The following is a 23,861-nucleotide window of genomic DNA, read 5'->3' on the forward strand; positions in this document are numbered from 1 at the left end:
TCATGGCAGATTACCAGGGTAAAAAAGTCGTTATCATCGGGTTGGGCCTTACCGGCCTTTCCTGCGTGGACTTTTTCCTTGCGCGTGGCGTGACGCCGCGCGTGATGGATACGCGTGTCTCTCCGCCGGGTCTGGACAAGCTGCCGGAACAGGTTGAACGCCACCTTGGTGGTCTGAATGATGACTGGCTGCTGGCCGCCGATCTGATTGTCGCCAGCCCGGGGATGGCGCTGGCGCACCCTTCACTCAGCGCTGCGGCTGATGCGGGGGTGGAGATTGTCGGTGATATCGAGCTGTTCTGCCGTGAAGTGCAGGCGCCCGTTATTGCGATTACCGGTTCTAATGGTAAAAGCACCGTCACCACTCTGGTGGGCGAAATGGCGAAAGCCGCAGGCATGAACGTCGGCGTGGGCGGTAATATCGGTCTGCCCGCACTGATGCTGCTGGACAAAGGCTGCGAGCTGTATGTCCTTGAGCTTTCCAGCTTCCAGCTGGAAACCACCTCCAGCCTGCGCGCAGCTGCCGCGACGATCCTTAACGTGACCGAAGATCATATGGACAGGTATCCATTTGGTCTTCAGCAGTACCGCGCCGCCAAGCTGCGCGTGTATGAAAATGCCAAAGTCTGCGTGGTTAACGCCGATGATGCGCTGACCATGCCGGTGCGCGGCGCGGACGATCGCTGCATTAGCTTCGGTATCACCATGGGGGATTATCATCTGAACCGTCAGTTGGGTGAAACCTGGCTGCGCGTGAAAGGTGAGAAAGTGCTGAACGTGAAAGAGATGAAGCTCTCCGGCCAGCATAACTACACAAATGCTCTGGCAGCACTGGCGCTGGCGGATGCTGTTGGCCTGCCGCGCTCTTCCAGCCTGAAAGCGTTAACCACGTTTTCCGGTCTGGCGCACCGTTTCCAGCTGGCGCTGGAGCACAACGGCGTGCGCTGGATTAACGACTCCAAAGCCACCAACGTGGGAAGTACGGAGGCCGCGCTGAACGGTCTGCATGTTGACGGTACCCTGCATCTGCTGTTGGGCGGTGACGGCAAATCCGCTGATTTCTCCTCCCTGAAGCCGTACCTTTCAGGCGATAACATCCGCCTGTACTGTTTCGGTCGTGACGGCAGCGAGCTGGCTCAATTACGCCCGGAGATTGCCGAGCAAACTGAAACGATGGAACAGGCGATGCGGCTGATCGCCCCGCGCGTGAAGCCGGGGGATATGGTGCTGCTCTCTCCAGCGTGCGCGAGTCTCGATCAGTTTAAGAATTTCGAACAGCGTGGCGATATCTTTACTCGCCTGGCGAAGGAGTTAGGCTGATGCGTTTATCTCTCCCTCGCCTGAAAATGCCGCGCCTGCCAGGATTTGGAATTCTGGTGTGGCTGTTTGCGGCACTGAAAGGCTGGGTGATGGCTTCGCGGGAAAAAGACTCCGATAGCCTGATTATGTACGACCGCACCCTGTTCTGGCTTACGCTGGGGCTGGCGGCGATCGGCTTTATCATGGTGACCTCGGCCTCGATGCCCGTCGGACAGCGTCTGGCTAACGATCCTTTCCTGTTCGCCAAGCGTGACGGGCTGTACATCATTCTGGCGTTCTGTCTGGCGCTGGTGACGCTTCGTCTGCCGATGGCGTTCTGGCAGCGGCACAGTACGGCGATGCTGATTGCGTCAATTATCATGCTGCTGATCGTACTGGTTGTCGGGAGCTCCGTTAACGGGGCATCGCGCTGGATTGCGTTTGGCCCGCTGCGTATTCAGCCGGCGGAATTCACCAAGCTTTCGCTGTTTTGCTACCTGGCGAACTACCTGGTGCGTAAGGTCGACGAAGTGCGTAATAACCTTCGCGGCTTCTTAAAACCGATGGGCGTGATTCTGGTGCTCGCGATCCTGCTGCTGGCGCAGCCTGACCTCGGTACCGTGGTGGTGCTGTTTGTCACGACGCTGGCGATGCTGTTCCTGGCAGGGGCCAAGCTGTGGCAGTTCATCGCCATCATCGGAATGGGGATTTCAGCGGTAGTGCTGCTGATCCTCGCCGAGCCTTACCGTATCCGCCGTGTGACCTCGTTCTGGAACCCATGGGAAGATCCGTTCGGCAGTGGTTATCAGCTGACGCAGTCGCTGATGGCGTTTGGTCGCGGTGAGGTTTGGGGGCAAGGGCTGGGTAACTCGGTCCAGAAACTGGAGTATTTACCGGAAGCGCACACTGACTTCATCTTCTCCATTATTGGGGAAGAACTGGGTTATATCGGTGTGGTATTGGCGCTATTAATGGTATTCTTCGTCGCTTTCCGCGCCATGTCGATTGGCCGAAAAGCGCTGGAGATCGATCACCGCTTCTCAGGTTTCTTAGCCTGTTCAATTGGGATCTGGTTTAGCTTCCAGGCACTGGTTAACGTCGGCGCCGCAGCGGGTATGCTGCCGACCAAAGGTCTGACGTTGCCGTTGATCAGTTATGGTGGTTCGAGCCTGTTGATCATGTCGACGGCCATTATGTTTTTGTTACGCATAGATTATGAGACGCGTCTGGAGAAAGCCCAGGCGTTTACACGAGGTTCACGATGAATCAACCGAAGCGGTTAATGGTGATGGCAGGCGGTACCGGCGGACATGTGTTCCCGGGGCTGGCGGTTGCGCACCATTTAATGGAGCAGGGCTGGCAGGTACGCTGGCTGGGAACCGCAGACCGCATGGAAGCCGACCTGGTACCGAAGCACGGTATTGAGATCGACTTTATTCGTATTTCCGGCCTTCGTGGCAAAGGTCTTAAGGCGCTGCTGCTGTCTCCGGTGCGTATTTTTAACGCCTGGCGTCAGGCACGCACCATCATGAAGCGTTTTAAGCCTGATGTGGTACTGGGCATGGGTGGCTACGTCTCTGGCCCAGGCGGGTTGGCTGCGTGGTCACTAGGTATTCCCGTCGTACTGCATGAGCAGAACGGTATTGCCGGTCTGACCAACAAGTGGCTGGCGAAAATCGCCACCAAAGTTATGCAGGCGTTTCCCGGTGCGTTCCCGAAAGCGGACGTGGTGGGTAACCCGGTGCGTGTGGATGTGCTGGCGCTGCCGCTGCCGGACACCCGCCTGACGGGGCGTGAAGGACCGGTACGCGTTCTGGTTGTGGGCGGCTCTCAAGGGGCACGCATTTTAAACCAGACGATGCCGCAGGTGGCTGCAAAGCTGGGTGATGCCGTGACAATCTGGCACCAAAGCGGGAAAGGCGCGCAACAGACCGTTGAGCAGGCTTACGCCGCTGAAGGCCAGCCGCAGCACAAAGTGACCGAATTTATTGACGATATGGCTGCAGCCTATGCCTGGGCCGATGTCGTGGTTTGCCGCTCTGGCGCACTGACGGTAAGCGAAATTGCTGCCGCCGGTTTGCCCGCGGTGTTTGTCCCGTTCCAGCATAAAGACCGACAGCAGTACTGGAATGCGCTGCCGCTTGAGAAAGCCGGTGCGGCGAAGATATTTGAACAGCCACAATTTACCGCCGACGCGGTCGCCACTACCCTGGCGGGCTGGAACAGAGATGCATTGCTGGAGATGGCACAACGCGCGCGCGCGGTGGCAATCCCGGATGCGACTGAACGGGTGGCAAAAGAAGTGAGCCTGGCAGCCCAGGCTTAACCCTCGCAGCGCGTGTTGCGCTGCACGAATTTTAAGTAGTCGATGGCGTTTAGAGAATGAATACACAACAACTGGCAAAACTGCGTTCAATCGTGCCCGAGATGCGTCGCGTCCGGCACATTCACTTTGTTGGCATCGGTGGTGCTGGCATGGGCGGTATTGCCGAAGTGTTAGCTAACGAAGGTTATCAGATCAGCGGGTCTGACCTGGCGCCAAACCCTGTTACGCAGCAACTGGCGTCGCTTGGGGCGACTATCTATTTCAACCATCGCCCTGAAAACGTGCGCGATGCAAGCGTGGTGGTGGTATCGAGCGCTATCTCCTCTGACAACCCGGAAATCGTTGCCGCGCATGAAGCGCGCATTCCGGTGATCCGCCGTGCTGAAATGTTGGCGGAACTGATGCGTTTTCGTCACGGCATCGCGATTGCCGGGACCCACGGTAAAACCACGACCACTGCGATGGTTTCCAGTATTTATGCCGAAGCGGGTCTCGACCCGACGTTCGTCAATGGCGGTCTGGTCAAAGCCGCAGGCGTGCACGCGCGTCTGGGTCACAGCCGTTACCTGATTGCGGAAGCAGATGAGAGCGATGCGTCGTTCCTGCATCTGCAGCCGATGGTGGCGATTGTCACCAATATCGAAGCCGACCATATGGATACCTACCAGGGCGACTTTGAGAATTTAAAGCAGACCTTTATCAACTTCCTGCACAACCTGCCGTTTTATGGCCGCGCGGTGATGTGTGTGGATGACCCGGTCATCCGCGAACTGCTGCCGCGTGTGGGGCGTCAAATCACCACTTATGGCTTCAGTGAGGATGCTGACGTTCGCGTGGAAGAGTACAAACAGGTTGGTGCGCAGGGGCATTTCACGCTGGCGCGTCAGGACAAAGAGCTGCTGCACGTTACGCTGAATGCGCCAGGGCGTCATAACGCCCTCAACGCCGCAGCGGCGGTGGCGGTGGCGACAGAAGAAGGCATCGATGATGAAGCGATCCTGCGCGCCCTGGAAAGCTTCCAGGGCACTGGACGTCGTTTCGATTTCCTCGGCGAATTCCCGCTGGAGGCAGTAAACGGTAAAGCCGGCACCGCTATGCTGGTGGATGACTACGGCCACCATCCAACCGAAGTGGACGCGACCATCAAAGCTGCACGCGCTGGCTGGCCTGAAAAAAATCTTGTCATGATCTTCCAGCCGCACCGCTATACGCGCACCCGCGATCTGTATGACGATTTCGCCAGCGTACTGTCGCAGGTGGATACGCTGCTGATGCTGGATGTTTATGCAGCGGGCGAAACTCCGATTCCGGGGGCTGACAGTCGTTCTTTGTGTCGCACGATTCGCGGACGCGGTAAAGTTGACCCTATTTTGGTTTCTGACCCGGTACAGGTGGCGGAAATTTTGGCACCTGTGCTGACCGGTAACGATCTGATTCTGATCCAGGGTGCGGGAAATATCGGCAAAATCGCCCGTACCTTAGCTGAAATCAAACTGAAGCCGCAAACTCAGGAGGATGAGCATCATGGCTGATAAGATTGCTGTCCTGTCTGGCGGCACGTCCGCCGAGCGCGAGGTTTCTCTGAATTCCGGCGCTGCCGTACTGGCGGGTCTGCGTGAAGGGGGCGTCAATGCGCACCTGGTCGATCCAAAAGAGGTCGACGTGACGCAGTTAAAAGCAATGGGCTTCGATAAAGTCTTTATCGCATTACATGGCCGTGGCGGAGAAGACGGAACCCTGCAGGGGCTTCTGGAGTTGATCGACATGCCGTACACCGGCAGCGGCGTGATGGCGTCTGCCATCTCTATGGATAAACTGCGCAGTAAGTTACTGTGGCAGGGCGCGGGGCTACCGGTTGCACCGTGGGTGGCGCTGACGCGTCGCGAATTTGAATTGGGCCTGTCTGACAGCGTTAATACACGCATTGCGGCACTGGGCTTACCGGTTATTGTAAAGCCGAGTCGGGAAGGGTCGAGCGTAGGAATGTCAAAAGTCGATAAAGCTGAAGATTTAGCGTCGGCTTTAGCATTGGCATTTCAACACGATGAAGAAGTTCTGATTGAAAAATGGCTCAGCGGGCCGGAATTTACCGTCGCGATGCTTGGCGAAGAAATTTTACCGTCAATTCGCATCCAACCCGCCGGAGTCTTCTATGATTATGAGGCGAAGTATCTCTCTGATGAGACGCAATATTTCTGCCCTTGTGGTCTGGAAGCTGAGCGTGAAGCGGATTTACAGTCCCTGGTGCTTAAAGCCTGGAATATTCTCGGGTGTCGCGGCTGGGGACGCATTGATGTGATGCAGGACAGTGACGGGCAATTTTACCTGCTGGAAGCCAATACCTCTCCGGGAATGACCAGCCATAGCCTTGTGCCGATGGCTGCGCGTCAGGCAGGAATGAGCTTCTCTCAGTTAGTCGTACGTATTCTGGACCAGGCGGGCTGATATGTCTCAGGCTGCATTGAACACGCGCAACCGCGATGACGAAGAAGAATATGCTTCTTCACGCCGGAGTAATGGAACGCGTCTTGCAGGGATTATTTTCCTGCTCGGGGTGCTGTGCACCGTGTTTATCAGCGGCTGGATGGTGCTGGGCTGGATGGAAGATGCGCAGCGGTTGCCGCTGTCAAAGCTGGTGGTGACCGGCGAGCGTCACTACACGCGTAACGATGATATTCGCCAGTCAATTCTGGCGCTGGGATCGCCCGGCACCTTTATGACTCAGGACGTCAATATTATTCAGAGTCAGATTGAACGTCTGCCCTGGATAAAACAGGCGAGTGTCAGAAAGCAATGGCCTGATGAATTGAAGATTCATCTGGTTGAATATGTGCCCATTGCGCGTTGGAATGATCAGCACATGGTTGACGTAGACGGAAATTCCTTCAGCGTCCCATCCGATCGTGTCAACAAGCAAAATTTACCGATGTTGTATGGCCCTGAAGGTAGCGAAAACGAAGTCTTGCAGGGTTTTCGTGAAATGGGTCAGGTGCTGGCGAAGGACAGGTTTACGTTAAAAGATGCTGCAATGACGGCGCGCCGCTCCTGGCAGCTTACGTTGACGAACGGCATTAAGCTCAACCTGGGGCGCGGCGACACAATGAAACGTCTGGCGCGTTTTGTAGAACTTTACCCGGTTTTACAGCAGCAGGCGCAGACGGACGGCAAACGGATAAGCTACGTTGATTTGCGCTATGACTCAGGCGCAGCAGTCGGTTGGGAGCCGGCTCCGGTCGAGGAACCTAATCAGCAACAGAATCAGGCACAGGTACAGGCAGAACAACAATGATCAAGGCGACGGACAGAAAACTGGTAGTTGGACTGGAGATTGGCACCGCTAAGGTTGCCGCTTTAGTAGGGGAAGTTCTGCCCGACGGTATGGTCAATATCATTGGCGTGGGCAGTTGCCCGTCCCGTGGTATGGATAAAGGTGGGGTAAATGACCTTGAGTCGGTGGTGAAATGCGTGCAGCGCGCCATCGATCAGGCTGAATTAATGGCGGATTGCCAGATTTCTTCTGTCTATCTGGCCCTTTCTGGCAAGCACATCAGCTGCCAGAACGAAATCGGTATGGTGCCGATTTCCGAAGAAGAAGTGACGCAGGAAGACGTTGAAAACGTGGTGCATACGGCGAAGTCCGTGCGCGTGCGCGATGAACATCGTGTACTGCATGTGATCCCGCAGGAATATGCGATCGACTATCAGGAAGGGATCAAAAACCCGGTCGGTCTGTCTGGCGTGCGTATGCAGGCAAAAGTGCACCTGATCACATGTCACAACGATATGGCGAAGAACATTGTAAAAGCCGTTGAACGTTGTGGCCTGAAAGTTGACCAACTTATTTTCGCCGGTCTGGCGGCAAGTTATTCCGTGTTGACCGAAGACGAACGTGAACTCGGTGTCTGTGTGGTCGATATTGGTGGTGGTACAATGGACATGGCTGTCTATACAGGCGGTGCGCTGCGCCACACCAAAGTGATCCCTTATGCCGGGAACGTTGTGACCAGCGATATCGCATACGCTTTTGGTACGCCACCGAGCGATGCAGAAGCGATTAAAGTGCGCCACGGCTGTGCGCTGGGTTCAATTGTTGGCAAAGATGAGAGCGTTGAAGTGCCGAGCGTGGGCGGTCGTCCGCCGCGCAGCCTGCAACGTCAGACGCTGGCAGAGGTGATTGAGCCGCGTTATACCGAGCTGCTCAACCTGGTCAACGAAGAGATTTTACAGTTACAGGAACAGCTTCGTCAGCAAGGTGTGAAACATCATCTCGCGGCGGGGATTGTATTAACCGGCGGGGCAGCGCAAATTGAAGGTCTTGCGGCCTGCGCTCAGCGCGTGTTCCATACGCAGGTGCGTATTGGTGCGCCGCTGAATATTACCGGTTTAACGGATTATGCTCAGGAGCCGTACTATTCGACGGCTGTGGGCCTGCTCCACTACGGGAAGGAATCTCATCTCAGTGGTGAAGCAGAAGTGGAAAAACGCGTTTCAGTGGGGTCGTGGGTCAAACGACTGAACAACTGGCTGCGAAAAGAGTTTTAATTTTTTTAAGAGACCGGAGAGAATTAGCGGTATCGGGCGACAGGCACAACGGAGAGAGAAATTATGTTTGAACCTATGGAACTGACCAACGACGCGGTGATTAAAGTCATCGGCGTCGGTGGCGGCGGCGGTAACGCCGTAGAGCATATGGTGCGTGAACGCATTGAAGGTGTTGAATTCTTTGCAGTTAACACCGATGCGCAGGCACTGCGTAAAACAGCAGTTGGCCAGACTATCCAGATCGGCGGTGGCATCACCAAAGGGCTGGGCGCTGGGGCAAACCCGGAAGTCGGTCGCAACGCGGCTGAAGAAGATCGTGAAGCCCTGCGTGCTGCACTGGAAGGTGCGGACATGGTCTTCATCGCAGCAGGTATGGGTGGCGGTACGGGTACCGGTGCAGCACCTGTTGTCGCAGAAGTCGCTAAAGATTTAGGTATCCTGACCGTTGCTGTCGTGACCAAGCCTTTCAACTTTGAAGGCAAGAAGCGTATGGCTTTCGCGGAGCAGGGTATCACCGAACTGTCCAAGCATGTGGACTCACTGATCACCATCCCGAACGACAAACTGTTGAAAGTTCTGGGTCGCGGTATCTCCCTGCTGGACGCCTTCGGCGCGGCAAACGACGTGCTGAAAGGCGCGGTTCAGGGTATCGCCGAACTGATTACCCGTCCTGGCCTGATGAACGTTGACTTTGCAGACGTTCGTACCGTGATGTCCGAAATGGGCTACGCGATGATGGGCTCTGGCGTGGCAAGCGGTGAAGACCGTGCAGAAGAAGCGGCTGAAATGGCTATCTCTTCTCCACTGCTGGAAGATATTGACCTGTCTGGTGCGCGCGGCGTGCTGGTCAACATTACCGCTGGCTTTGACCTGCGTCTGGATGAGTTCGAAACCGTGGGTAACACTATCCGTGCGTTCGCCTCTGACAATGCCACCGTGGTAATTGGTACGTCTCTCGACCCGGAAATGAACGACGAGCTGCGTGTAACTGTTGTTGCCACCGGTATCGGTATGGACAAGCGTCCTGAGATCACCCTGGTGACCAACAAACAGACTCAGCAACCGGTAATGGATCGTTACCAGCAGCACGGTATGTCTCCTCTGACTCAAGAGCAGAAACCGGCCGCGAAAGTGGTGAACGACCCAACGCCGCAAACGGCGAAAGAGCCAGATTATCTGGATATCCCGGCGTTCCTGCGTAAGCAAGCTGACTAAGAATTGGCTGGAATTTGGGGATTTGCGCTCTTTGTGCTAAACTGGCCCACCGTTAGTGATATACACTTTCGGTTGGATAGTTAATTTGGCGAGATTATACGATGATCAAACAAAGGACACTTAAACGTATCGTTCAGGCGACGGGTGTCGGTTTACATACCGGCAAGAAAGTCACACTGACGTTACGCCCTGCGCCGGCCAATACCGGGGTCATCTATCGTCGCACCGACTTGAATCCACCGGTAGATTTTCCGGCCGATGCCAAATCTGTGCGTGATACTATGCTCTGTACTTGTCTGGTGAACGAGCATGACGTGCGGATTTCTACCGTAGAGCACCTGAACGCCGCCCTGGCGGGTCTGGGTATCGACAACATTATGGTTGAAGTCGATGCGCCAGAAATCCCGATTATGGATGGCAGTGCTGCTCCGTTCGTTTATCTGTTGCTGGATGCCGGCATCGAAGAACTGAACTGCGCGAAGAAATTTGTTCGCATCAAAGAGACCGTTCGTGTCGAAGATGGCGACAAGTGGGCTGAATTCAAACCGTACAATGGTTTCTCGTTGGACTTTACCATCGACTTTAACCATCCGGCGATTGATGCCAGCACCCAACGCTATGCGATGAACTTCTCTGCTGATGCGTTTATGCGCCAGATTAGCCGCGCACGTACGTTTGGCTTCATGCGTGATATCGAATATCTGCAGTCCCGCGGCTTGTGCCTGGGCGGCAGCTTCGATTGTGCCATCGTTGTTGACGATTATCGCGTACTGAACGAAGACGGCCTGCGTTTTGAAGACGAATTCGTGCGTCACAAAATGCTGGATGCGATCGGCGACCTGTTTATGTGTGGTCACAACATCATTGGTGCATTCACCGCGTTTAAATCCGGTCATGCACTGAACAACAAACTGTTGCAGGCAGTCCTGGCAAAACAGGAAGCCTGGGAATATGTGACCTTTGAAGACGAAGCGGAACTGCCGCTGGCCTTCAAAGCACCAAGCACGGTTCTGGCTTAACGGTTCACACCGTTTCGTAAAAAATCGACTGGTTAACCTGGTACTCTCTCCGACCAGGAAGACCAGTCGTTTTTATTTTTACCCGTCTTCGTTTGCCTCAATATTCTCTCTTGTTTGTCTTGCGCAGAAAATGTGTGCGTTAGCTGCATTCTTGACCGTTTTTCCCTGCAACGATGCCTCATTCCTGCTGTTGTGTAGCGGCATTAGTGGTAATATCTGGGCGCTTAAAAAAAATAACTGAATTTAGCCTGTAACTGGCGGGCTTATGTGGTGGAGCAAGTGAGCGGAATACTGACGCGCTGGCGACAATTTGGCAGACGATACTTCTGGCCGCATCTCTTATTGGGGATGGTCGCGGCGAGTCTCGGCTTGCCTGCGCTCAGCAACAGTGCCGAAGCGGCGACGCCAGCGAAAACCTCCACAACCAAACACGATCTCAACACGCGGGTTAACTTTACTAACCTCGCGTGGCTTGAAGCCAGTCGTCGCCCGAATTTCTCCGTTGATTACTGGCACCAGCACGCTATCCGCACGGTCATTCGTCATCTGTCATTTGCGATGGCGCCGCAGACAATGCCTGTTGCCGAAGAGACGTTGCCGGTACAGGCACAGCACCTTGCCCTGCTGGATACGCTCAACGCGTTGCTCACGCAGGACGGCCAGCCGCCGGTTATGGTTCGCCAGACGGCGCAAACTGTGCTCACTCCGTCAGTCTCATTCTCTGTATCAACCTGGATTAGCCAGGCCCACGGCATCCGCGCCGGGCCGCAACGCCTCAGCTAAATTAACTTTTTCAATACCTTAATTTATCTGCCCACGATGGGGCGTTTGAGAATTTATTATGCTAATCAAATTATTAACTAAAGTTTTTGGTAGTCGTAACGATCGTACACTGCGCCGTATGCGCAAAGCTGTCGCTGTCATCAACGGTATGGAACCGGCGATGGAGAAGCTCTCCGATGACGAGCTGAAAGCAAAAACCGTGGAATTCCGCGCGCGTCTGGAAAAAGGGGAAACCTTAGAAAGCCTGATCCCGGAAGCCTTCGCCGTAGTGCGTGAAGCGAGTAAACGTGTGTTTGGCATGCGTCACTTCGACGTTCAGCTGCTGGGTGGTATGGTGCTTAACGAGCGCTGCATCGCGGAAATGCGTACTGGTGAAGGTAAAACCCTGACCGCAACGCTGCCGGCTTACCTGAACGCGCTGACCGGTAAAGGCGTTCACGTGGTTACCGTCAACGACTATCTGGCCCAGCGTGACGCCGAAAACAACCGTCCACTGTTCGAATTCCTCGGCATGACGGTCGGCATCAACATGTCCGGCCTGCCTGCGCCAGCCAAGCGTGAAGCGTATAACGCGGACATCACCTACGGCACCAACAACGAATACGGCTTCGACTACCTGCGTGACAACATGGCCTTCAGCCCTGAAGAGCGCGTCCAGCGTAAACTGCACTACGCGCTGGTGGATGAGGTGGACTCCATCCTGATCGATGAAGCGCGTACCCCGCTGATCATCTCCGGCCCTGCCGAAGACAGCTCTGAGATGTACCGCAAAGTCGACAAAATCATTCCGCACCTGCTGCGTCAGGAGAAAGAAGACTCCGACACCTTCCAGGGTGAAGGTCACTTCTCCGTTGATGAAAAAGCGCGCCAGGTGAACCTGACCGAGCGCGGTCTGGTGAAAATTGAAGAGCTGCTGGTCGCTGAAGGCATTATGGAAGAGGGGGAGTCCCTGTACTCTCCGAGCAACATCATGCTGATGCACCACGTAACGGCTGCACTGCGCGCCCACGCGCTGTTCACCCGTGACGTCGACTACATTGTGAAAGACGGCGAAGTCATCATCGTCGATGAACACACCGGCCGTACCATGCAGGGACGTCGCTGGTCTGACGGTCTGCACCAGGCTGTGGAAGCCAAAGAAGGTGTGGATATTCAGAATGAAAACCAGACCCTGGCGTCCATCACCTTCCAGAACTACTTCCGTCTGTACGAGAAGCTGGCGGGCATGACCGGTACTGCTGATACCGAAGCGTTTGAATTCAGCTCCATCTACAAGCTGGATACCGTTGTCGTTCCAACCAACCGTCCAATGATCCGTAAGGATATGCCGGACCTGGTGTACATGACCGAAGCGGAAAAAATTCAGGCAATCATCGAAGATATTCGCGACCGTACTGCCAATGGGCAGCCGGTTCTGGTGGGGACCATCTCCATCGAGAAATCTGAAGTGGTTTCCAATGAGCTGACGAAAGCAGGCATTAAACACAACGTTCTGAACGCCAAGTTCCATGCTAAAGAAGCGGATATCGTTGCTCAGGCGGGTTATCCGGCTGCCGTGACCATCGCTACCAACATGGCGGGTCGTGGTACCGATATTATGCTGGGCGGTAGCTGGCAGGCTGAGGTTGCTGAGCTGGAAAACCCAACGCCAGAACAGATTGCACAAATCAAAGCCGACTGGCAGGTACGTCACGACGCGGTTCTGGCTTCCGGTGGTTTGCACATTATTGGTACCGAGCGTCACGAATCTCGTCGTATCGACAACCAGCTGCGTGGCCGTGCGGGCCGTCAGGGGGATGCCGGTTCTTCTCGCTTCTACCTGTCTATGGAAGATGCGCTGATGCGTATTTTCGCCTCCGACCGCGTGTCCGGCATGATGCGTAAACTTGGCATGAAACCAGGCGAAGCCATCGAGCACCCGTGGGTCACTAAAGCGATTGCCAACGCGCAGCGTAAAGTGGAAAGCCGCAACTTTGATATTCGTAAGCAGCTGCTGGAGTATGATGACGTCGCGAACGATCAGCGTCGTGCGATCTACACCCAGCGTAACGAACTGCTGGACGTGTCCGACGTGAGCGAAACCATCAACAGCATTCGCGAAGATGTGTTCAAAGCGACCATTGACGGGCATATTCCACCGCAGTCTCTGGAAGAGATGTGGGATATCGAAGGCCTGCAGGAACGTCTAAAGAACGACTTTGACCTCGATCTGCCTATCAAAGAGTGGCTGGACAAAGAGCCTGAGCTGCACGAAGAGACGCTGCGCGAACGTATCTTTGAAACCGCGCTGGACGTTTATAAGCGTAAGGAAGAAGTGGTTGGCGCTGAGATGATGCGTCACTTCGAAAAAGGTGTGATGCTGCAGACGCTGGACTCCCTGTGGAAAGAGCACCTGGCGGCAATGGACTACCTGCGTCAGGGTATTCACCTGCGTGGCTATGCGCAGAAAGATCCGAAGCAGGAGTACAAGCGTGAATCCTTCTCCATGTTTGCGTCTATGCTGGAGTCGCTGAAGTATGAAGTGATCAGCACCCTGAGCAAAGTTCAGGTACGTATGCCGGAAGAAGTGGAAGCGATGGAACAACAGCGTCGTGAAGAAGCTGAGCGTCTGGCGCAGATGCAACAGCTGAGCCACCAGACTGACGAGAGCGAAGCTGCAGCGGCGATCGCCGCGCAGACTGGCGATCGTAAAGTGGGTCGTAACGATCCGTGCCCGTGTGGTTCCGGTAAAAAATATAAGGCCTGCCACGGCCGTCTGAGCTAAGTCCATAAGACAATGAAAAGGCGCAGATATCTGCGCCTTTTTTATGGAAGTGACAATATGAAAATACTGCAAATTGCCGTCGGGATTATTCGCAACCCGCAAAACCAGATCTTCATTACCCAGCGCGCTGCCGATGCCCATATGGCGAACAAATGGGAGTTTCCCGGTGGAAAAATTGAATCAGGGGAGACGCCGGAAGAGGCGCTGGTGCGTGAGCTTCAGGAAGAGGTAGGGATTACGCCAGTTGGCGCAACGCTGTTCGATAAGCTCGAATACCAGTTTCCGGACAGGCACATCACGCTTTGGTTCTGGCTGGTCGAAAACTGGGAAGGCGACCCCTGGGGAAAAGAGGGGCAACCCGGTAACTGGGTGGAGCTTCAGGCCAGTGATGCCGATAAATTCCCACCGGCAAATGCGCCCGTCATATCCCGACTGACGGACGACCTGTAGGCCTGCTAAGCGAAGCGCCAGCAGGCTTTAAAGCTATTGCTGCTCTTCACTCCAGTCATCGCTGTCCGAGAGATCGCCTTTGCTCGGAATGCGTTTCTCTTCCGCCGCCCATTCTCCAAGGTCAATTAACTGACAGCGCTTGCAGCAGAATGGACGGAACGGACTCATTTCGCCCCATACAACGGTTTTACCGCAGGTGGGGCAGTTTACGGTGGTCACTTCAGACATCGGCACTCCTTAACAACAGGCCAGTTCAAAATCGAGGCGTTCCGGCACGGTGCCATTCTCGCTGTCCAGAGGCATAAAGCGGATCGCAAAACGACTCTTATGCCCGGAAATCTGTGGGTAAAGCTGCTCGCCGAGCGATAAATTCAGACGCAGAAGATCGGCATCATCGCCGTTATCCTGATAGAAACCGTTCAGGCTGGTTTGCTTGCGGAACGGCGCCGAGTTACGGATGAGGTCGAGAATTAGCGACAGCGTCTGGTGCATGGGGGCGAGACTTTCCAGCCAGCTGTTCACCTGCGCATCACGCTGTGCTTGCGGCATATGCAGCCACATATGCAGCGTTGGCAGGTCGAAACTACAGCAGCCACCAGGAATACTCAGGCGCTGGCGCACCAGGCCGATCAGGCGATCTTCTCGCAAAAATTGCCCGACACGAGGTGCGGCCATCAGCGTACTGCTGCTGTTTTTAAGCTGCTGACGAAGTGAATCAATGCGGCTCTGATCCACGCCCGGCACTTCGGCCCAGGCCTGTAATTTACGCTGCTGGCGCTCCAGTTCTTTCAGAAGCTCTGTGCGGACGTCGCCCCGCTCAATGACATCCAGCAGATCCCCCACATTGCGGAAGAAGTGCAACGCAGTGGCATGATCGCTGACGGGCAAATGTTGTGAAAGTTGTTGAATCAGAAATTCGATACGCAGCCAGGTACGCATTTTTTCGTTGAGCGGATGCTCAAAAAGGATGTGGGTCGACATTATGGTTTTTCCTGTGCAACGGCCTGCGCGGCGAACGCCAAATACTGCGCATGCAGGCGGGCAACATCCGATGCAATGGCATCTGGTGCGCCGTTATTATCAATAACATCATCCGCAACGGCAAGGCGCTGAGCGCGCGTGGCCTGAGCGGCAAGAATTTGTTCAGCCTGTTCGCGCGAGACACGATCGCGCGTCACGGTGCGCTGGATTTGCGTTTCAGGCGAGACATCAATGACCAGCACCCGATCGGCTTTATTGTGCAGCTGATTCTCTACCAGCAACGGAACCACCCACAGAACATACGGCGAGCGGGCTGCGGCAATTTGACGCTGAGTTTCCTGGTGGATAATGGGGTGGAGCAGGGCATTAAGCCAGCGTTTTTCCGCAGAATCGGAAAAAATGCATTCGCGTAGCTTGCGGCGATTTAGCGTGCCATCTGCACTGATAATTGCCGGACCAAAATGGTTTTCGATGGCTTTTAGCGCGGGTGTATTGGGCTCTACCACCTGACGGGCAATGATATCGGCATCAATAATCGTGATACCCAGACGAGAAAATGCGTCCGCAACGGTACTTTTGCCACTACCGATGCCGCCGGTTAATGCGACGATATACCCCATTAAATCAAATCCTGGGAATTATTCATTATTAAAATCAGTTGGTTAAATTTCAAACGTGCATCAGCCACTGTTTAGCCCTGTTTACCGGCTTTTTACCAGGTAAATTTATAGGATTGTAGCGTAAAAAAAGAGAATTTCGCAGTCTTGCGGAGCAGGTATTAGTGCGTATGATAGCGTCACTGGAGTTGTGCTTTTAACATATTTGCCTCTAACCCCAGGAATCCGCACATGCGTATCGAAGAAGATCTGAAGTTAGGTTTCAAAGACGTTCTTATCCGCCCTAAACGCTCTACACTGAAAAGTCGCTCAGACGTTGAACTCGAACGTCAATTCACCTTTAAACATTCCGGTCAGACCTGGTCTGGCGTGCCGATTATCGCCGCCAATATGGATACGGTGGGCACCTTCGGGATGGCAACCGCCCTGGCGCAGTTCGATATTCTCACCGCAGTGCACAAACACTACAGCCCGGAAGAGTGGAATGCGTTTGTTGCATCCGCCTCTGCGGATGTGGTGAAGCATGTGATGGTCTCCACCGGCACCTCTGATGCCGATTTCGAGAAGACCAAACAGATCCTGAATGCGAACCCGGCGCTCAATTTTGTGTGTATTGATGTGGCGAACGGTTACTCCGAGCATTTCGTGCAGTTCGTCAGCAAGGCGCGTGAGGCCTGGCCAACGAAAACCATCATCGCGGGCAACGTGGTGACCGGTGAAATGTGTGAGGAGCTGATCCTCTCCGGTGCCGACATCGTGAAAGTGGGCATTGGCCCGGGCTCCGTATGCACCACGCGCGTCAAAACCGGCGTTGGGTATCCGCAGCTGTCCGCCGTTATCGAATGTGCCGATGCGGCGCATGGCCTGGGCGGCCAGATCATCAGTGACGGCGGTTGCACCATGCCGGGCGATGTGGCGAAGGCGTTTGGCGGCGGCGCAGACTTCGTGATGCTCGGCGGTATGCTGGCCGGTCATGAAGAGAGCGGCGGCACCGTGGTGGAAGAAAACGGCGAGAAATTCATGCTGTTCTACGGTATGAGCTCTGAGTCTGCAATGACCCGTCACGTTGGTGGTGTGGCAAAATACCGTGCGGCAGAAGGCAAAACCGTGAAGCTGCCTCTGCGTGGCCCGGTTGAAAACACCGCGCGCGACATCCTGGGCGGCCTGCGCTCAGCCTGTACCTACGTGGGTGCCTCCCGTCTGAAAGAGCTGACGAAACGTACGACGTTTATTCGCGTTCAGGAGCAGGAAAACCGCGTTTTCAATAGCCTGTAATGGCTTTCGCTGGCGCATGTCCGTGCGCCAGCACTATTGGCTATCCCGCGCTCATCGCATCCCCCAAATGGAAAATGGGCAAATACATTGCCACCACTAGCGTGCCGATGATGACCCCCGTGACAACCAGTAGTAACGGCTCCAGGAGTGCTGCCAGATTGTCGGCCAACTGAAAAGTTTGCTCCGTATGATGACGAGCAAGGTTTGCCAGCATGATGTCCAGTGAACCTGACATTTCGCCCGTTCGTAAAAGCTGAATACAGAGCGGGGTAAACATTGCCGCTTTCTGAAAGGATGACCAGACGGGAAGCCCTTTTTCAATATCTTCGCGTATTCTGCGAAGGATCCCTTTCCAGTAGCGGCTTTCGACGGTCTCTTCTGCGCTCTCAAGCCCCTGTAAAAAGGCAATGCCTGCCTGCTGCGTGAGCGACAGTACGGTGAAGATCTGCCCCAGCTTTTGCCCTTTCGCCAGCGCCCCCATTACAGGTAGATGCAGAAGAAATCGCTGCCAGCGAGGCGTGTGACGCAGAGTCCAGGCTGCGGTTAACGGAACAAGCAGCACCGCGAACAGTGCGAGAGCGTAGGACTGCATAAACGCGGATATACCCATCACCATCCGCGTCAGCGCCGGAAGGGGAGTGTTAAACGTTTTGTAGATTGCGGCGAACTCGGGCAACACCAGGGTGACCATGGCGAGTACGACGAGTACCGCCAGCGTCAGGATGATCGCCGGGTAGCGCAGCGCTTTTTTCACTTTCTGACCGAGCTGCTGCTGCGCTTTTTGTTGCTGGGCGAGCTGGCGACAGCACTCTTCCAGCTTCCCTGTCAGCTCACCCGTTTTTACCATTGAGATATGCAATGGGGTAAAGACCGTGGGCCACCGCCTGAGCGCCTCAGAAAAAGGGCACCCTTCACTGAGTTCATCGGCAACGCTTTGCAGCAGTGCCCGCCACGGTTCTGATGGATGCTGGTCAGCCAGCATTTGCAGGCTATGCGCAAGCGTTAGTCCGGCCTGCAGCAGCGTGGCGAGCTGGCGAAACATCTCGTAGCAGTGATGAGGGCGCCAGCGGTGTCTCTGAGGGCATCGGGAGAGGGCCAGAGGATGCAGGTCGTTCCGCATTAGCCTGGTGAAGGCCGCGTTGCGGTCTGTGGCCCAGAGTGTCCCGCTTCGGGGTTCTCCTTCTGTGGACAGGGCTCGCCAGCGCCAGAGGTGATTAGTGGCCATCGGGCATACCCAAAACACGCAATAATTCTTCGAGCGTGGTTAGCCCTTGCTCAATGGTCATACAGCCGTGTTCAAACAGCGAGATTAACCCTGCCTGCCGGGCACTGGCTTCTATCACCTCGGTGCCTGCCCCGCTGGCAATTGCCTGGCGCAGAGGGTTGTCGATTTTCAGTACTTCAAAAATCGCCACCCGGCCGTAAAAACCGTGGTAGCAACGATCGCAGCCTGTGGGTTGCCAGCGGGGAAGTGGTCGCGGCCAAACCGGGCGGGGTAAGCCTGAATGCTCCCCGTTTTGCTGTCGGCAATGTGGACAAAGACGCCGAACCAGCCGTTGGGCAATCACCATAGAGAGTGCGGAAGAGATCATCCAGCGCGCGACGCCCATCTGCTCCAGGCGAATCAGGGTTTCCGTTGTCGAGTTGGTATGCAGCGTCGACAATACCAGGTGCCCGGTCTGCGCGGCATTAATAGCGATCTCTGCCGTTTCGCCATCACGAATTTCGCCGACCATAATGATATCCGGATCCTGACGCAGCAGCGCCCTTAGCACGCTCTGAAATGTCAGGCCCGCTCGCGGGTTAATCTGCGTCTGATTCAATCCCGCAAGCGGGATTTCAATGGGATCCTCTACGCTGCAGATGTTGACGTCAGGGGTGTTAAGCGCCTGTAACGCGCTATAGAGGGTGACGGTTTTGCCGCTGCCTGTGGGGCCGGTAACCAGAATCAGCCCCTGTGGCTGGTGCAGTGACGCAGTAAAACAGGCCTGCTGCTCAGCGCTCATGCCGAGTGCTTTCGGTTCAAGAGCCTGCTGAACCTGATGCAGCAGGCGCAGCACAATTTTCTCACCGCCGTTGCAGGGAAGCGTGGCGATACGAAACGAGACCGGCTCGTTTGTCAGCTCAATGGTAAACTGACCATCCTGCGGTAAGCGGCGTTCAGCAATATCCAGATTACCCAGCACTTTTAACCGGGCGCAGAGCATCGTTGCCAGCGCGGCGGAAAGCGGAGGTTGCGGGCAAAGTACGCCATCGATACGTAAGCGAATCTGGCACGCGTGCTCCATCGGTTCAATATGGATGTCGGAGGCGCGCTGGTTTATCGCCTGTTGCAGCGTGTGGTTGAGGATATCCACCGCTGAATGTGCCTGCGAAACGTTAGGCAGATGCGATTGCGCGCTTAACTGCCGATGCTTTTCCATGCGTTCAGCGCTCCAGCACTCGATATCAATCCGTTTCTGCGTTGCGAAGCGCAGGGCTTCCATCAGTTCAGGTGCGGGGCTTCCCACGACGGCGATGCTGACCATGTCACTGTCGCTGGTGAGCAGCAGAGCATGATGGCGAAGGCAAAGTGCCACGAGTTGATCGTTGTTCATTGTCCGCCCCTCAGTTATTGTCGAAGCGGAAGACGTCTTCACAGGCCTGCTTAAGCTCGCTGTCAGCACTGATGTTGCAGTCACGCGTCCAGCCTGTCATACCGTTGCCGTTATTCCACTGTGGCGTCATGGTCACCGTCAGTCCGTTGAGACTCTCCTGACCCGTCAAGGTCACGATCCCTTTTGCCACGTTCATTGCTGAGACGTAACGCGTCGTCGTCGGGGAAGGGATGCCGTTACTGCCTGCGTCACAGCTCTCCACGCCACCGTGATCGAGCGCGCAAAGCTCAATGGCAGTGCGATAGGGAATGAAGGTTTGCAGCATATCGGTGAGGGCGGCTTTACGCAGGTAGTTCTGATAGGCGGGAACGCCGATGGCGCTCAGAATCGCAATAATGCCAATGACCACCATCAGCTCAATGAGTGTGAATCCTTGTTGTCTGTCCATATCTGCTCCTTATGCAAAGTGGCGCTACTCTGGCAGCGCGAAAGGAGAGAAACGAGGGGCAAAAAAGGGAACGGGAAAGGGGCTTCAGAGAATTCATGCAGTGTTGCAGGGAAGAACAACGGATTTGCGAGCAAGACTGAAATTCCCCTCTCCGGGCGGAGAGGGAAAGCGTGTTATTTGAAGCGCATGGAGAGGTCAAGGGCGCGAACGTGTTTGGTCAGCGCGCCGACGGAGATGTAGTCCACACCGGTTTCGGCGAATTCACGGATCGTGTCGAACGTGACGTTCCCGGAAACTTCAAGCTGGGCGCGGCCGTTAGTCAGTTTTACTGCCTCGCGCATCTGCTCAGTTTCGAAATTGTCGAGCATGATGATATCGGCTCCGGCCTTAACGGCCTGCTCCAGCTCTTCCAGGCTTTCGACTTCCACTTCAACAGGGACGTCCGGGTGCAGCCAGAAGGCTTTCTCAACGGCCTGGCGCACGGAACCCGACGCAATAATGTGGTTCTCTTTGATCAGGAAGGCATCGGATAAGCCCAGTCGATGGTTGGCGCCGCCCCCACAGAGCACCGCGTACTTCAGCGCAGTGCGCAGGCCTGGCAGCGTTTTGCGGGTATCCAGCAGCTGAGTGTGGGTGCCGGCCAGGAGGTCAACATAGCGACGCACTTCGCTGGCGACGCCAGAGAGCGTTTGTACAAAATTGAGCGCGGTGCGTTCGCCGGTCAGCAAGACGCGCGAGGGACCGTCCAGCTCGAACAGCGGCTGATTGGCTGTAATCGCATCACCATCTTCAACGTGCCAGGTCACCTGCACATCATCGCCCGCCAGTTGAGTAAATACCTCTTCAACCCAACGCTTGCCGCAAAAAACGCCCTCTTCACGGGTAATAATGACCGCGTGGGAACGTGTCTCTTTTGGCAATAATTGTGCGGTAATGTCTTTATCGGCATTCACGTCACCCCCAAGGTCTTCTTTTAACGCATGGGCAACGCTTGCCGGAATATCCATATTAATACGTTCCAGAAGTGCTTCACGTCGGTGGTCGGGGTTGTAGCGGCGAGGCGGCATGATAAAACTCCAAATTGGTAACGAATCATAATATTGAAACATGCTACTCTGAACCGAGTCATTGCACCATACAGAAGGAGTTCCAGCATGTTGTTAGAAAACGGATGGCTGGTGGATGCGCGGCGTGTACCCTCGCCGCACCACGATTGCCGCCCGGAGGATGAAAAGCCCACACTGCTGGTGGTTCATAATATTAGTCTCCCGCCGGGTGAATTTGGCGGCCCGTGGATCGATGCGTTATTCATGGGAACGATAGATCCCAATGCCCATCCTTTCTTCGCTGAGATTGCGCATTTGCGCGTGTCGGCTCACTGTCTGATTCGTCGTGATGGTGAGGTGGTTCAGTATGTTCCTTTTGATAAGCGCGCCTGGCATGCCGGGGTGTCGATGTATCACGGGCGCGAACGGTGCAACGATTTCTCCATTGGGATCGAGCTGGAAGGCACGGATACTACGCCCTACACCGACTCACAGTATCAAAAGTTAGCGGCTGTGACCCGTACACTTATCGGACTCTACCCGGCAATCGCCGACAACATTACCGGACACAGTGATATCGCTCCGGCGAGAAAAACCGATCCTGGCCCGGCATTTGACTGGCCCCGCTTTCGCGCCATGCTCACCGCGTCGTCAGAATAAGGAGATACCATGACGTTGTTTACCATGCTGCTGGTTATCATCGCTGAACGTCTGTTCAAGCTCGGTGAGCACTGGCATCTGGATCACCGGCTGGAGGTGTTATTCCGCCGCATCAGGCACTTTTCCATGCTGCGCACGCTGCTGATGATGGCGGGTGTGATGGTGATTACCTTCCTGCTGCTGCGCGCGCTGTACGGACTCTTTTTTAATGTGCCGCTGCTGGTGGTGTGGATCCTGCTTGGCGTGCTGTGCATTGGTGCGGGCAAGGTGCGTTTGCACTACCACGCTTATCTTAAAGCGGCCTCCCGCGATGATGCCCACGCGCGCGGTGCCATGGCGAGCGAACTGACGATGATCCACGGCGTGCCGCCGGATTGCGACGAGCGCGAGTTCCTGCGCGAGCTGCAAAATGCGCTGCTGTGGATTAACTTCCGTTACTACCTCGCGCCGCTGTTCTGGTTTGTGGTGGGCGGCCCGATGGGACCCGTCTTGCTGATGGGGTATGCGTTCCTGCGTGCCTGGCAGACCTGGCTTGCCCGTTATCTGACACCGCATGAACGTTTGCTCTCCGGCATTGATGCCATCCTGCATGTGCTCGACTGGCTGCCGGTGCGTCTGGTGGGTGTGGTGTACGCGCTCATTGGCCACGGTGAAAAAGCATTGCCAGCGTGGTTTGCGTCTCTGGGCGACCGACACACCTCGCAGTATCAGGTGTTAACCCGTCTGGCGCAGTTTTCCCTGGCGCGTGAGCCGCATACCGACAAGATTGAAACGCCAAAAGCGGCGGTTTCAATGGCAAAGAAAACGTCGTTTGTGGTGGTGGTGGTTGTGGCGCTGCTGACCATTTACGGCACGCTGGTGTAAGCCAGCGCGCCGCAAACGCTATAGCGTATCCGCAGGCGGGATGCCGAAATCAGGCATCCCGTTTTCGTCCCAACGAACACGCTTCAGGCGGGTATGACGATTGGGATCGTAAAGCGGATCGCCTTCGATTTCGGTGTAATTTCTGGCGTGATACACCAGCACATCTTCCCCTTCTGAGGTCTTTGTGAAGCTGTTATGGCCCGGCCCAAACTGGCGGTTTTCATAACGGGTGGTGAATACCGGACGCGCAGATTTGTGCCAGTTCGCCGGCTGTTGCGGATCGGCATTCAGGTCTATCCACAATAACCCCATGCAGTAGTTCTCATCGGTGGCGCTAGCGGAGTAGCTGATAAACAGCTTGTCGCCGTGAACCAGCACCGCCGGACCTTCGTTAACCAGAAATCCGCGGCATTCCCAGTCATATTCAGGTTTACTGAGCATCACCGGCTCGCCTTTCAGCGTCCATGGATTTTCCATTTCACACAGATAAAGGTTGGAATTTCCGGCGATGTCCGGCGCTTTTTGCGCCCACAGATACCAGCGTTTCCCCTGATGGACAAAGGTGGTGGCATCGAGGGCGAAAGTGTCGAATGGCGTTTTTATTTGCCCCTTCTCGACCCACGTACCGGCGAGCGGATCGCTGTCGGTACACTCCAGCGCAAACATTCGGTGCTGGAACATGCCGAGGCTATCAAGCGCCTGGGTGTGCGTCGCGGCAAAATAGATATACCACTTCCCGTCGATGTGATGCAGTTCTGGGGCCCAAATCAACTGGCTCATTGGACCGGTGTCGGGTTTGCGCCAGACCACTATCTCTTCGGCGCTGCGCAAGCCCTCCAGCGAGTCAGCACGGCGGATAGCCAGCCTGTCGTACTCCGGCACGGAGGCAATAAAATAGTATTCCCCCTCATGATGTAAAATGTACGGGTCGGCGCGTTGTTCAATAAACGGGTTTGGCCAGGTTTGCATGCAACTT

General features: G+C 55.4%; 23 protein-coding genes. 15 read left to right on the top strand and 8 right to left on the bottom strand.

Going from position 1 to position 23,861, the window contains the following annotated elements:
• Positions 1–2: 2 nt before the first annotated feature.
• The 12 genes from murD (at position 3) to mutT (ending at position 14,397) form a co-directional block, all read left to right on the top strand.
• A complete protein-coding gene (gene murD, locus ACOTYN_RS00780; protein WP_047344026.1) occupies positions 3–1,319 on the top strand; it encodes a UDP-N-acetylmuramoyl-L-alanine--D-glutamate ligase in 1,317 nt (438 codons plus the stop codon).
• Complete coding sequence (gene ftsW / locus ACOTYN_RS00785) at positions 1,319–2,563, top strand: cell division protein FtsW (protein WP_014882543.1); 1,245 nt, start codon at positions 1,319–1,321, stop codon at positions 2,561–2,563. Before murD ends, ftsW begins: the two co-directional genes overlap by 1 nt.
• Positions 2,560–3,624: an undecaprenyldiphospho-muramoylpentapeptide beta-N-acetylglucosaminyltransferase gene (gene murG, locus ACOTYN_RS00790; RefSeq protein WP_014882544.1), complete on the top strand. Its 1,065-nt coding sequence runs from the start codon at positions 2,560–2,562 to the stop codon at positions 3,622–3,624. Before ftsW ends, murG begins: the two co-directional genes overlap by 4 nt.
• 56 nt (positions 3,625–3,680) lie before the next feature.
• The gene (gene murC, locus ACOTYN_RS00795) at positions 3,681–5,156 is read left to right on the top strand and encodes a UDP-N-acetylmuramate--L-alanine ligase (RefSeq protein ID WP_014882545.1); all 1,476 of its coding nucleotides are present in this window, start codon (positions 3,681–3,683) and stop codon (positions 5,154–5,156) included.
• A complete protein-coding gene (locus ACOTYN_RS00800) occupies positions 5,149–6,069 on the top strand; it encodes a D-alanine--D-alanine ligase (protein WP_049010314.1) in 921 nt (306 codons plus the stop codon). Before murC ends, ACOTYN_RS00800 begins: the two co-directional genes overlap by 8 nt.
• A gap of 1 nt (position 6,070) precedes the next feature.
• Complete coding sequence (gene ftsQ / locus ACOTYN_RS00805) at positions 6,071–6,913, top strand: cell division protein FtsQ (protein WP_014882547.1); 843 nt, start codon at positions 6,071–6,073, stop codon at positions 6,911–6,913.
• Positions 6,910–8,166 carry a cell division protein FtsA gene (gene ftsA, locus ACOTYN_RS00810; protein WP_006173845.1) on the top strand — a complete coding sequence of 419 codons (1,257 nt, stop codon included), beginning with the start codon at positions 6,910–6,912 and terminating at the stop codon, positions 8,164–8,166. Before ftsQ ends, ftsA begins: the two co-directional genes overlap by 4 nt.
• A gap of 63 nt (positions 8,167–8,229) precedes the next feature.
• Positions 8,230–9,381, top strand: a complete 1,152-nt coding sequence (ftsZ, locus tag ACOTYN_RS00815) for a cell division protein FtsZ (RefSeq protein WP_008501978.1) — start codon at positions 8,230–8,232, stop codon at positions 9,379–9,381.
• A gap of 101 nt (positions 9,382–9,482) precedes the next feature.
• Entirely contained in the window at positions 9,483–10,400 is a 918-nt protein-coding gene (gene lpxC, locus ACOTYN_RS00820) for a UDP-3-O-acyl-N-acetylglucosamine deacetylase (RefSeq protein ID WP_014882548.1), read from the top strand.
• 279 nt (positions 10,401–10,679) lie between these two features.
• Complete coding sequence (gene secM / locus ACOTYN_RS00825; protein WP_014882549.1) at positions 10,680–11,183, top strand: secA translation cis-regulator SecM; 504 nt, start codon at positions 10,680–10,682, stop codon at positions 11,181–11,183.
• A gap of 58 nt (positions 11,184–11,241) precedes the next feature.
• Positions 11,242–13,947 carry a preprotein translocase subunit SecA gene (gene secA / locus ACOTYN_RS00830; protein WP_014882550.1) on the top strand — a complete coding sequence of 902 codons (2,706 nt, stop codon included), beginning with the start codon at positions 11,242–11,244 and terminating at the stop codon, positions 13,945–13,947.
• Between the two features lie 57 nt (positions 13,948–14,004).
• Positions 14,005–14,397, top strand: a complete 393-nt coding sequence (mutT, locus tag ACOTYN_RS00835) for an 8-oxo-dGTP diphosphatase MutT (RefSeq protein ID WP_014882551.1) — start codon at positions 14,005–14,007, stop codon at positions 14,395–14,397.
• A 33-nt stretch (positions 14,398–14,430) separates the two neighbouring features.
• Here mutT and yacG read toward each other — a convergent pair whose 3' ends face one another.
• Genes yacG through coaE form a run of 3 tightly spaced genes read right to left on the bottom strand, consistent with a single transcriptional unit; the run spans position 14,431 to position 15,998 of the window.
• Positions 14,431–14,625 (bottom strand): DNA gyrase inhibitor YacG, encoded by a 195-nt coding sequence (gene yacG / locus ACOTYN_RS00840; protein ID WP_014882552.1) that lies wholly within the window; start codon positions 14,623–14,625, stop codon positions 14,431–14,433.
• A 9-nt stretch (positions 14,626–14,634) separates the two neighbouring features.
• Positions 14,635–15,378 (bottom strand): cell division protein ZapD, encoded by a 744-nt coding sequence (zapD, locus tag ACOTYN_RS00845; RefSeq protein WP_014882553.1) that lies wholly within the window; start codon positions 15,376–15,378, stop codon positions 14,635–14,637.
• Positions 15,378–15,998, bottom strand: coding sequence for a dephospho-CoA kinase (gene coaE / locus ACOTYN_RS00850; RefSeq protein WP_014882554.1), 621 nt, complete (start codon positions 15,996–15,998; stop codon positions 15,378–15,380). Before coaE ends, zapD begins: the two co-directional genes overlap by 1 nt.
• Positions 15,999–16,226: 228 nt before the next feature.
• Between coaE and ACOTYN_RS00855 the strand changes: the two genes are divergently transcribed.
• Entirely contained in the window at positions 16,227–17,270 is a 1,044-nt protein-coding gene (locus tag ACOTYN_RS00855; protein WP_014882555.1) for a GMP reductase, read from the top strand.
• Positions 17,271–17,310: 40 nt separating this feature from the next.
• On the opposite strand, the gene hofC is transcribed toward ACOTYN_RS00855, so the two are convergent.
• The 4 genes from hofC to nadC all read right to left on the bottom strand — a co-directional run bounded on the left by hofC (position 17,311) and on the right by nadC (position 21,382).
• Complete coding sequence (gene hofC / locus ACOTYN_RS00860) at positions 17,311–18,495, bottom strand: protein transport protein HofC (RefSeq protein ID WP_332956120.1); 1,185 nt, start codon at positions 18,493–18,495, stop codon at positions 17,311–17,313.
• Positions 18,485–19,867 (bottom strand): type II secretion system protein GspE, encoded by a 1,383-nt coding sequence (gene gspE / locus ACOTYN_RS00865; protein WP_332956118.1) that lies wholly within the window; start codon positions 19,865–19,867, stop codon positions 18,485–18,487. Before gspE ends, hofC begins: the two co-directional genes overlap by 11 nt.
• A gap of 10 nt (positions 19,868–19,877) precedes the next feature.
• The gene (ppdD, locus tag ACOTYN_RS00870) at positions 19,878–20,315 is read right to left on the bottom strand and encodes a prepilin peptidase-dependent pilin (RefSeq protein WP_014882558.1); all 438 of its coding nucleotides are present in this window, start codon (positions 20,313–20,315) and stop codon (positions 19,878–19,880) included.
• A 173-nt stretch (positions 20,316–20,488) separates the two neighbouring features.
• A complete protein-coding gene (gene nadC / locus ACOTYN_RS00875; RefSeq protein ID WP_014882559.1) occupies positions 20,489–21,382 on the bottom strand; it encodes a carboxylating nicotinate-nucleotide diphosphorylase in 894 nt (297 codons plus the stop codon).
• An 87-nt stretch (positions 21,383–21,469) separates the two neighbouring features.
• Here nadC and ampD point away from each other — a divergent pair, with 87 nt between their 5' ends.
• Positions 21,470–22,021, top strand: a complete 552-nt coding sequence (gene ampD / locus ACOTYN_RS00880; RefSeq protein WP_180253646.1) for a 1,6-anhydro-N-acetylmuramyl-L-alanine amidase AmpD — start codon at positions 21,470–21,472, stop codon at positions 22,019–22,021.
• A 9-nt stretch (positions 22,022–22,030) separates the two neighbouring features.
• Positions 22,031–22,885, top strand: coding sequence for a beta-lactamase regulator AmpE (ampE, locus tag ACOTYN_RS00885; RefSeq protein WP_032637499.1), 855 nt, complete (start codon positions 22,031–22,033; stop codon positions 22,883–22,885).
• 18 nt (positions 22,886–22,903) lie between these two features.
• On the opposite strand, the gene ACOTYN_RS00890 is transcribed toward ampE, so the two are convergent.
• Positions 22,904–23,854, bottom strand: coding sequence for a family 43 glycosylhydrolase (locus ACOTYN_RS00890; protein WP_014882562.1), 951 nt, complete (start codon positions 23,852–23,854; stop codon positions 22,904–22,906).
• Between the last annotated feature and the right edge of the window lie 7 nt (positions 23,855–23,861).

Origin of the sequence: Enterobacter cloacae complex sp. IR5458, from assembly GCF_049238025.1 — a bacterium.
Lineage (GTDB): Bacteria > Pseudomonadota > Gammaproteobacteria > Enterobacterales > Enterobacteriaceae > Enterobacter > Enterobacter kobei.

Bases quoted from the DNA above. Each gene is read 5' to 3' on its own strand.
- murC (WP_014882545.1), top strand. From the start codon at position 3,681: ATGAATACACAACAACTGGCAAAACTGCGTTCAATCGTGCCCGAGATG.
- ppdD (WP_014882558.1), bottom strand. From the start codon at position 20,315: ATGGACAGACAACAAGGATTCACACTCATTGAGCTGATGGTGGTCATT.
- ftsQ (WP_014882547.1), top strand. From the start codon at position 6,071: ATGTCTCAGGCTGCATTGAACACGCGCAACCGCGATGACGAAGAAGAA.
- ftsA (WP_006173845.1), top strand. From the start codon at position 6,910: ATGATCAAGGCGACGGACAGAAAACTGGTAGTTGGACTGGAGATTGGC.
- ACOTYN_RS00800 (WP_049010314.1), top strand. From the start codon at position 5,149: ATGGCTGATAAGATTGCTGTCCTGTCTGGCGGCACGTCCGCCGAGCGC.
- coaE (WP_014882554.1), bottom strand. From the start codon at position 15,998: ATGGGGTATATCGTCGCATTAACCGGCGGCATCGGTAGTGGCAAAAGT.
- hofC (WP_332956120.1), bottom strand. From the start codon at position 18,495: ATGGCCACTAATCACCTCTGGCGCTGGCGAGCCCTGTCCACAGAAGGA.
- murG (WP_014882544.1), top strand. From the start codon at position 2,560: ATGAATCAACCGAAGCGGTTAATGGTGATGGCAGGCGGTACCGGCGGA.
- mutT (WP_014882551.1), top strand. From the start codon at position 14,005: ATGAAAATACTGCAAATTGCCGTCGGGATTATTCGCAACCCGCAAAAC.
- ACOTYN_RS00855 (WP_014882555.1), top strand. From the start codon at position 16,227: ATGCGTATCGAAGAAGATCTGAAGTTAGGTTTCAAAGACGTTCTTATC.
- secA (WP_014882550.1), top strand. From the start codon at position 11,242: ATGCTAATCAAATTATTAACTAAAGTTTTTGGTAGTCGTAACGATCGT.
- murD (WP_047344026.1), top strand. From the start codon at position 3: ATGGCAGATTACCAGGGTAAAAAAGTCGTTATCATCGGGTTGGGCCTT.
- yacG (WP_014882552.1), bottom strand. From the start codon at position 14,625: ATGTCTGAAGTGACCACCGTAAACTGCCCCACCTGCGGTAAAACCGTT.
- ftsW (WP_014882543.1), top strand. From the start codon at position 1,319: ATGCGTTTATCTCTCCCTCGCCTGAAAATGCCGCGCCTGCCAGGATTT.
- nadC (WP_014882559.1), bottom strand. From the start codon at position 21,382: ATGCCGCCTCGCCGCTACAACCCCGACCACCGACGTGAAGCACTTCTG.
- gspE (WP_332956118.1), bottom strand. From the start codon at position 19,867: ATGAACAACGATCAACTCGTGGCACTTTGCCTTCGCCATCATGCTCTG.
- lpxC (WP_014882548.1), top strand. From the start codon at position 9,483: ATGATCAAACAAAGGACACTTAAACGTATCGTTCAGGCGACGGGTGTC.
- zapD (WP_014882553.1), bottom strand. From the start codon at position 15,378: ATGTCGACCCACATCCTTTTTGAGCATCCGCTCAACGAAAAAATGCGT.
- ampD (WP_180253646.1), top strand. From the start codon at position 21,470: ATGTTGTTAGAAAACGGATGGCTGGTGGATGCGCGGCGTGTACCCTCG.
- ftsZ (WP_008501978.1), top strand. From the start codon at position 8,230: ATGTTTGAACCTATGGAACTGACCAACGACGCGGTGATTAAAGTCATC.
- ACOTYN_RS00890 (WP_014882562.1), bottom strand. From the start codon at position 23,854: ATGCAAACCTGGCCAAACCCGTTTATTGAACAACGCGCCGACCCGTAC.
- ampE (WP_032637499.1), top strand. From the start codon at position 22,031: ATGACGTTGTTTACCATGCTGCTGGTTATCATCGCTGAACGTCTGTTC.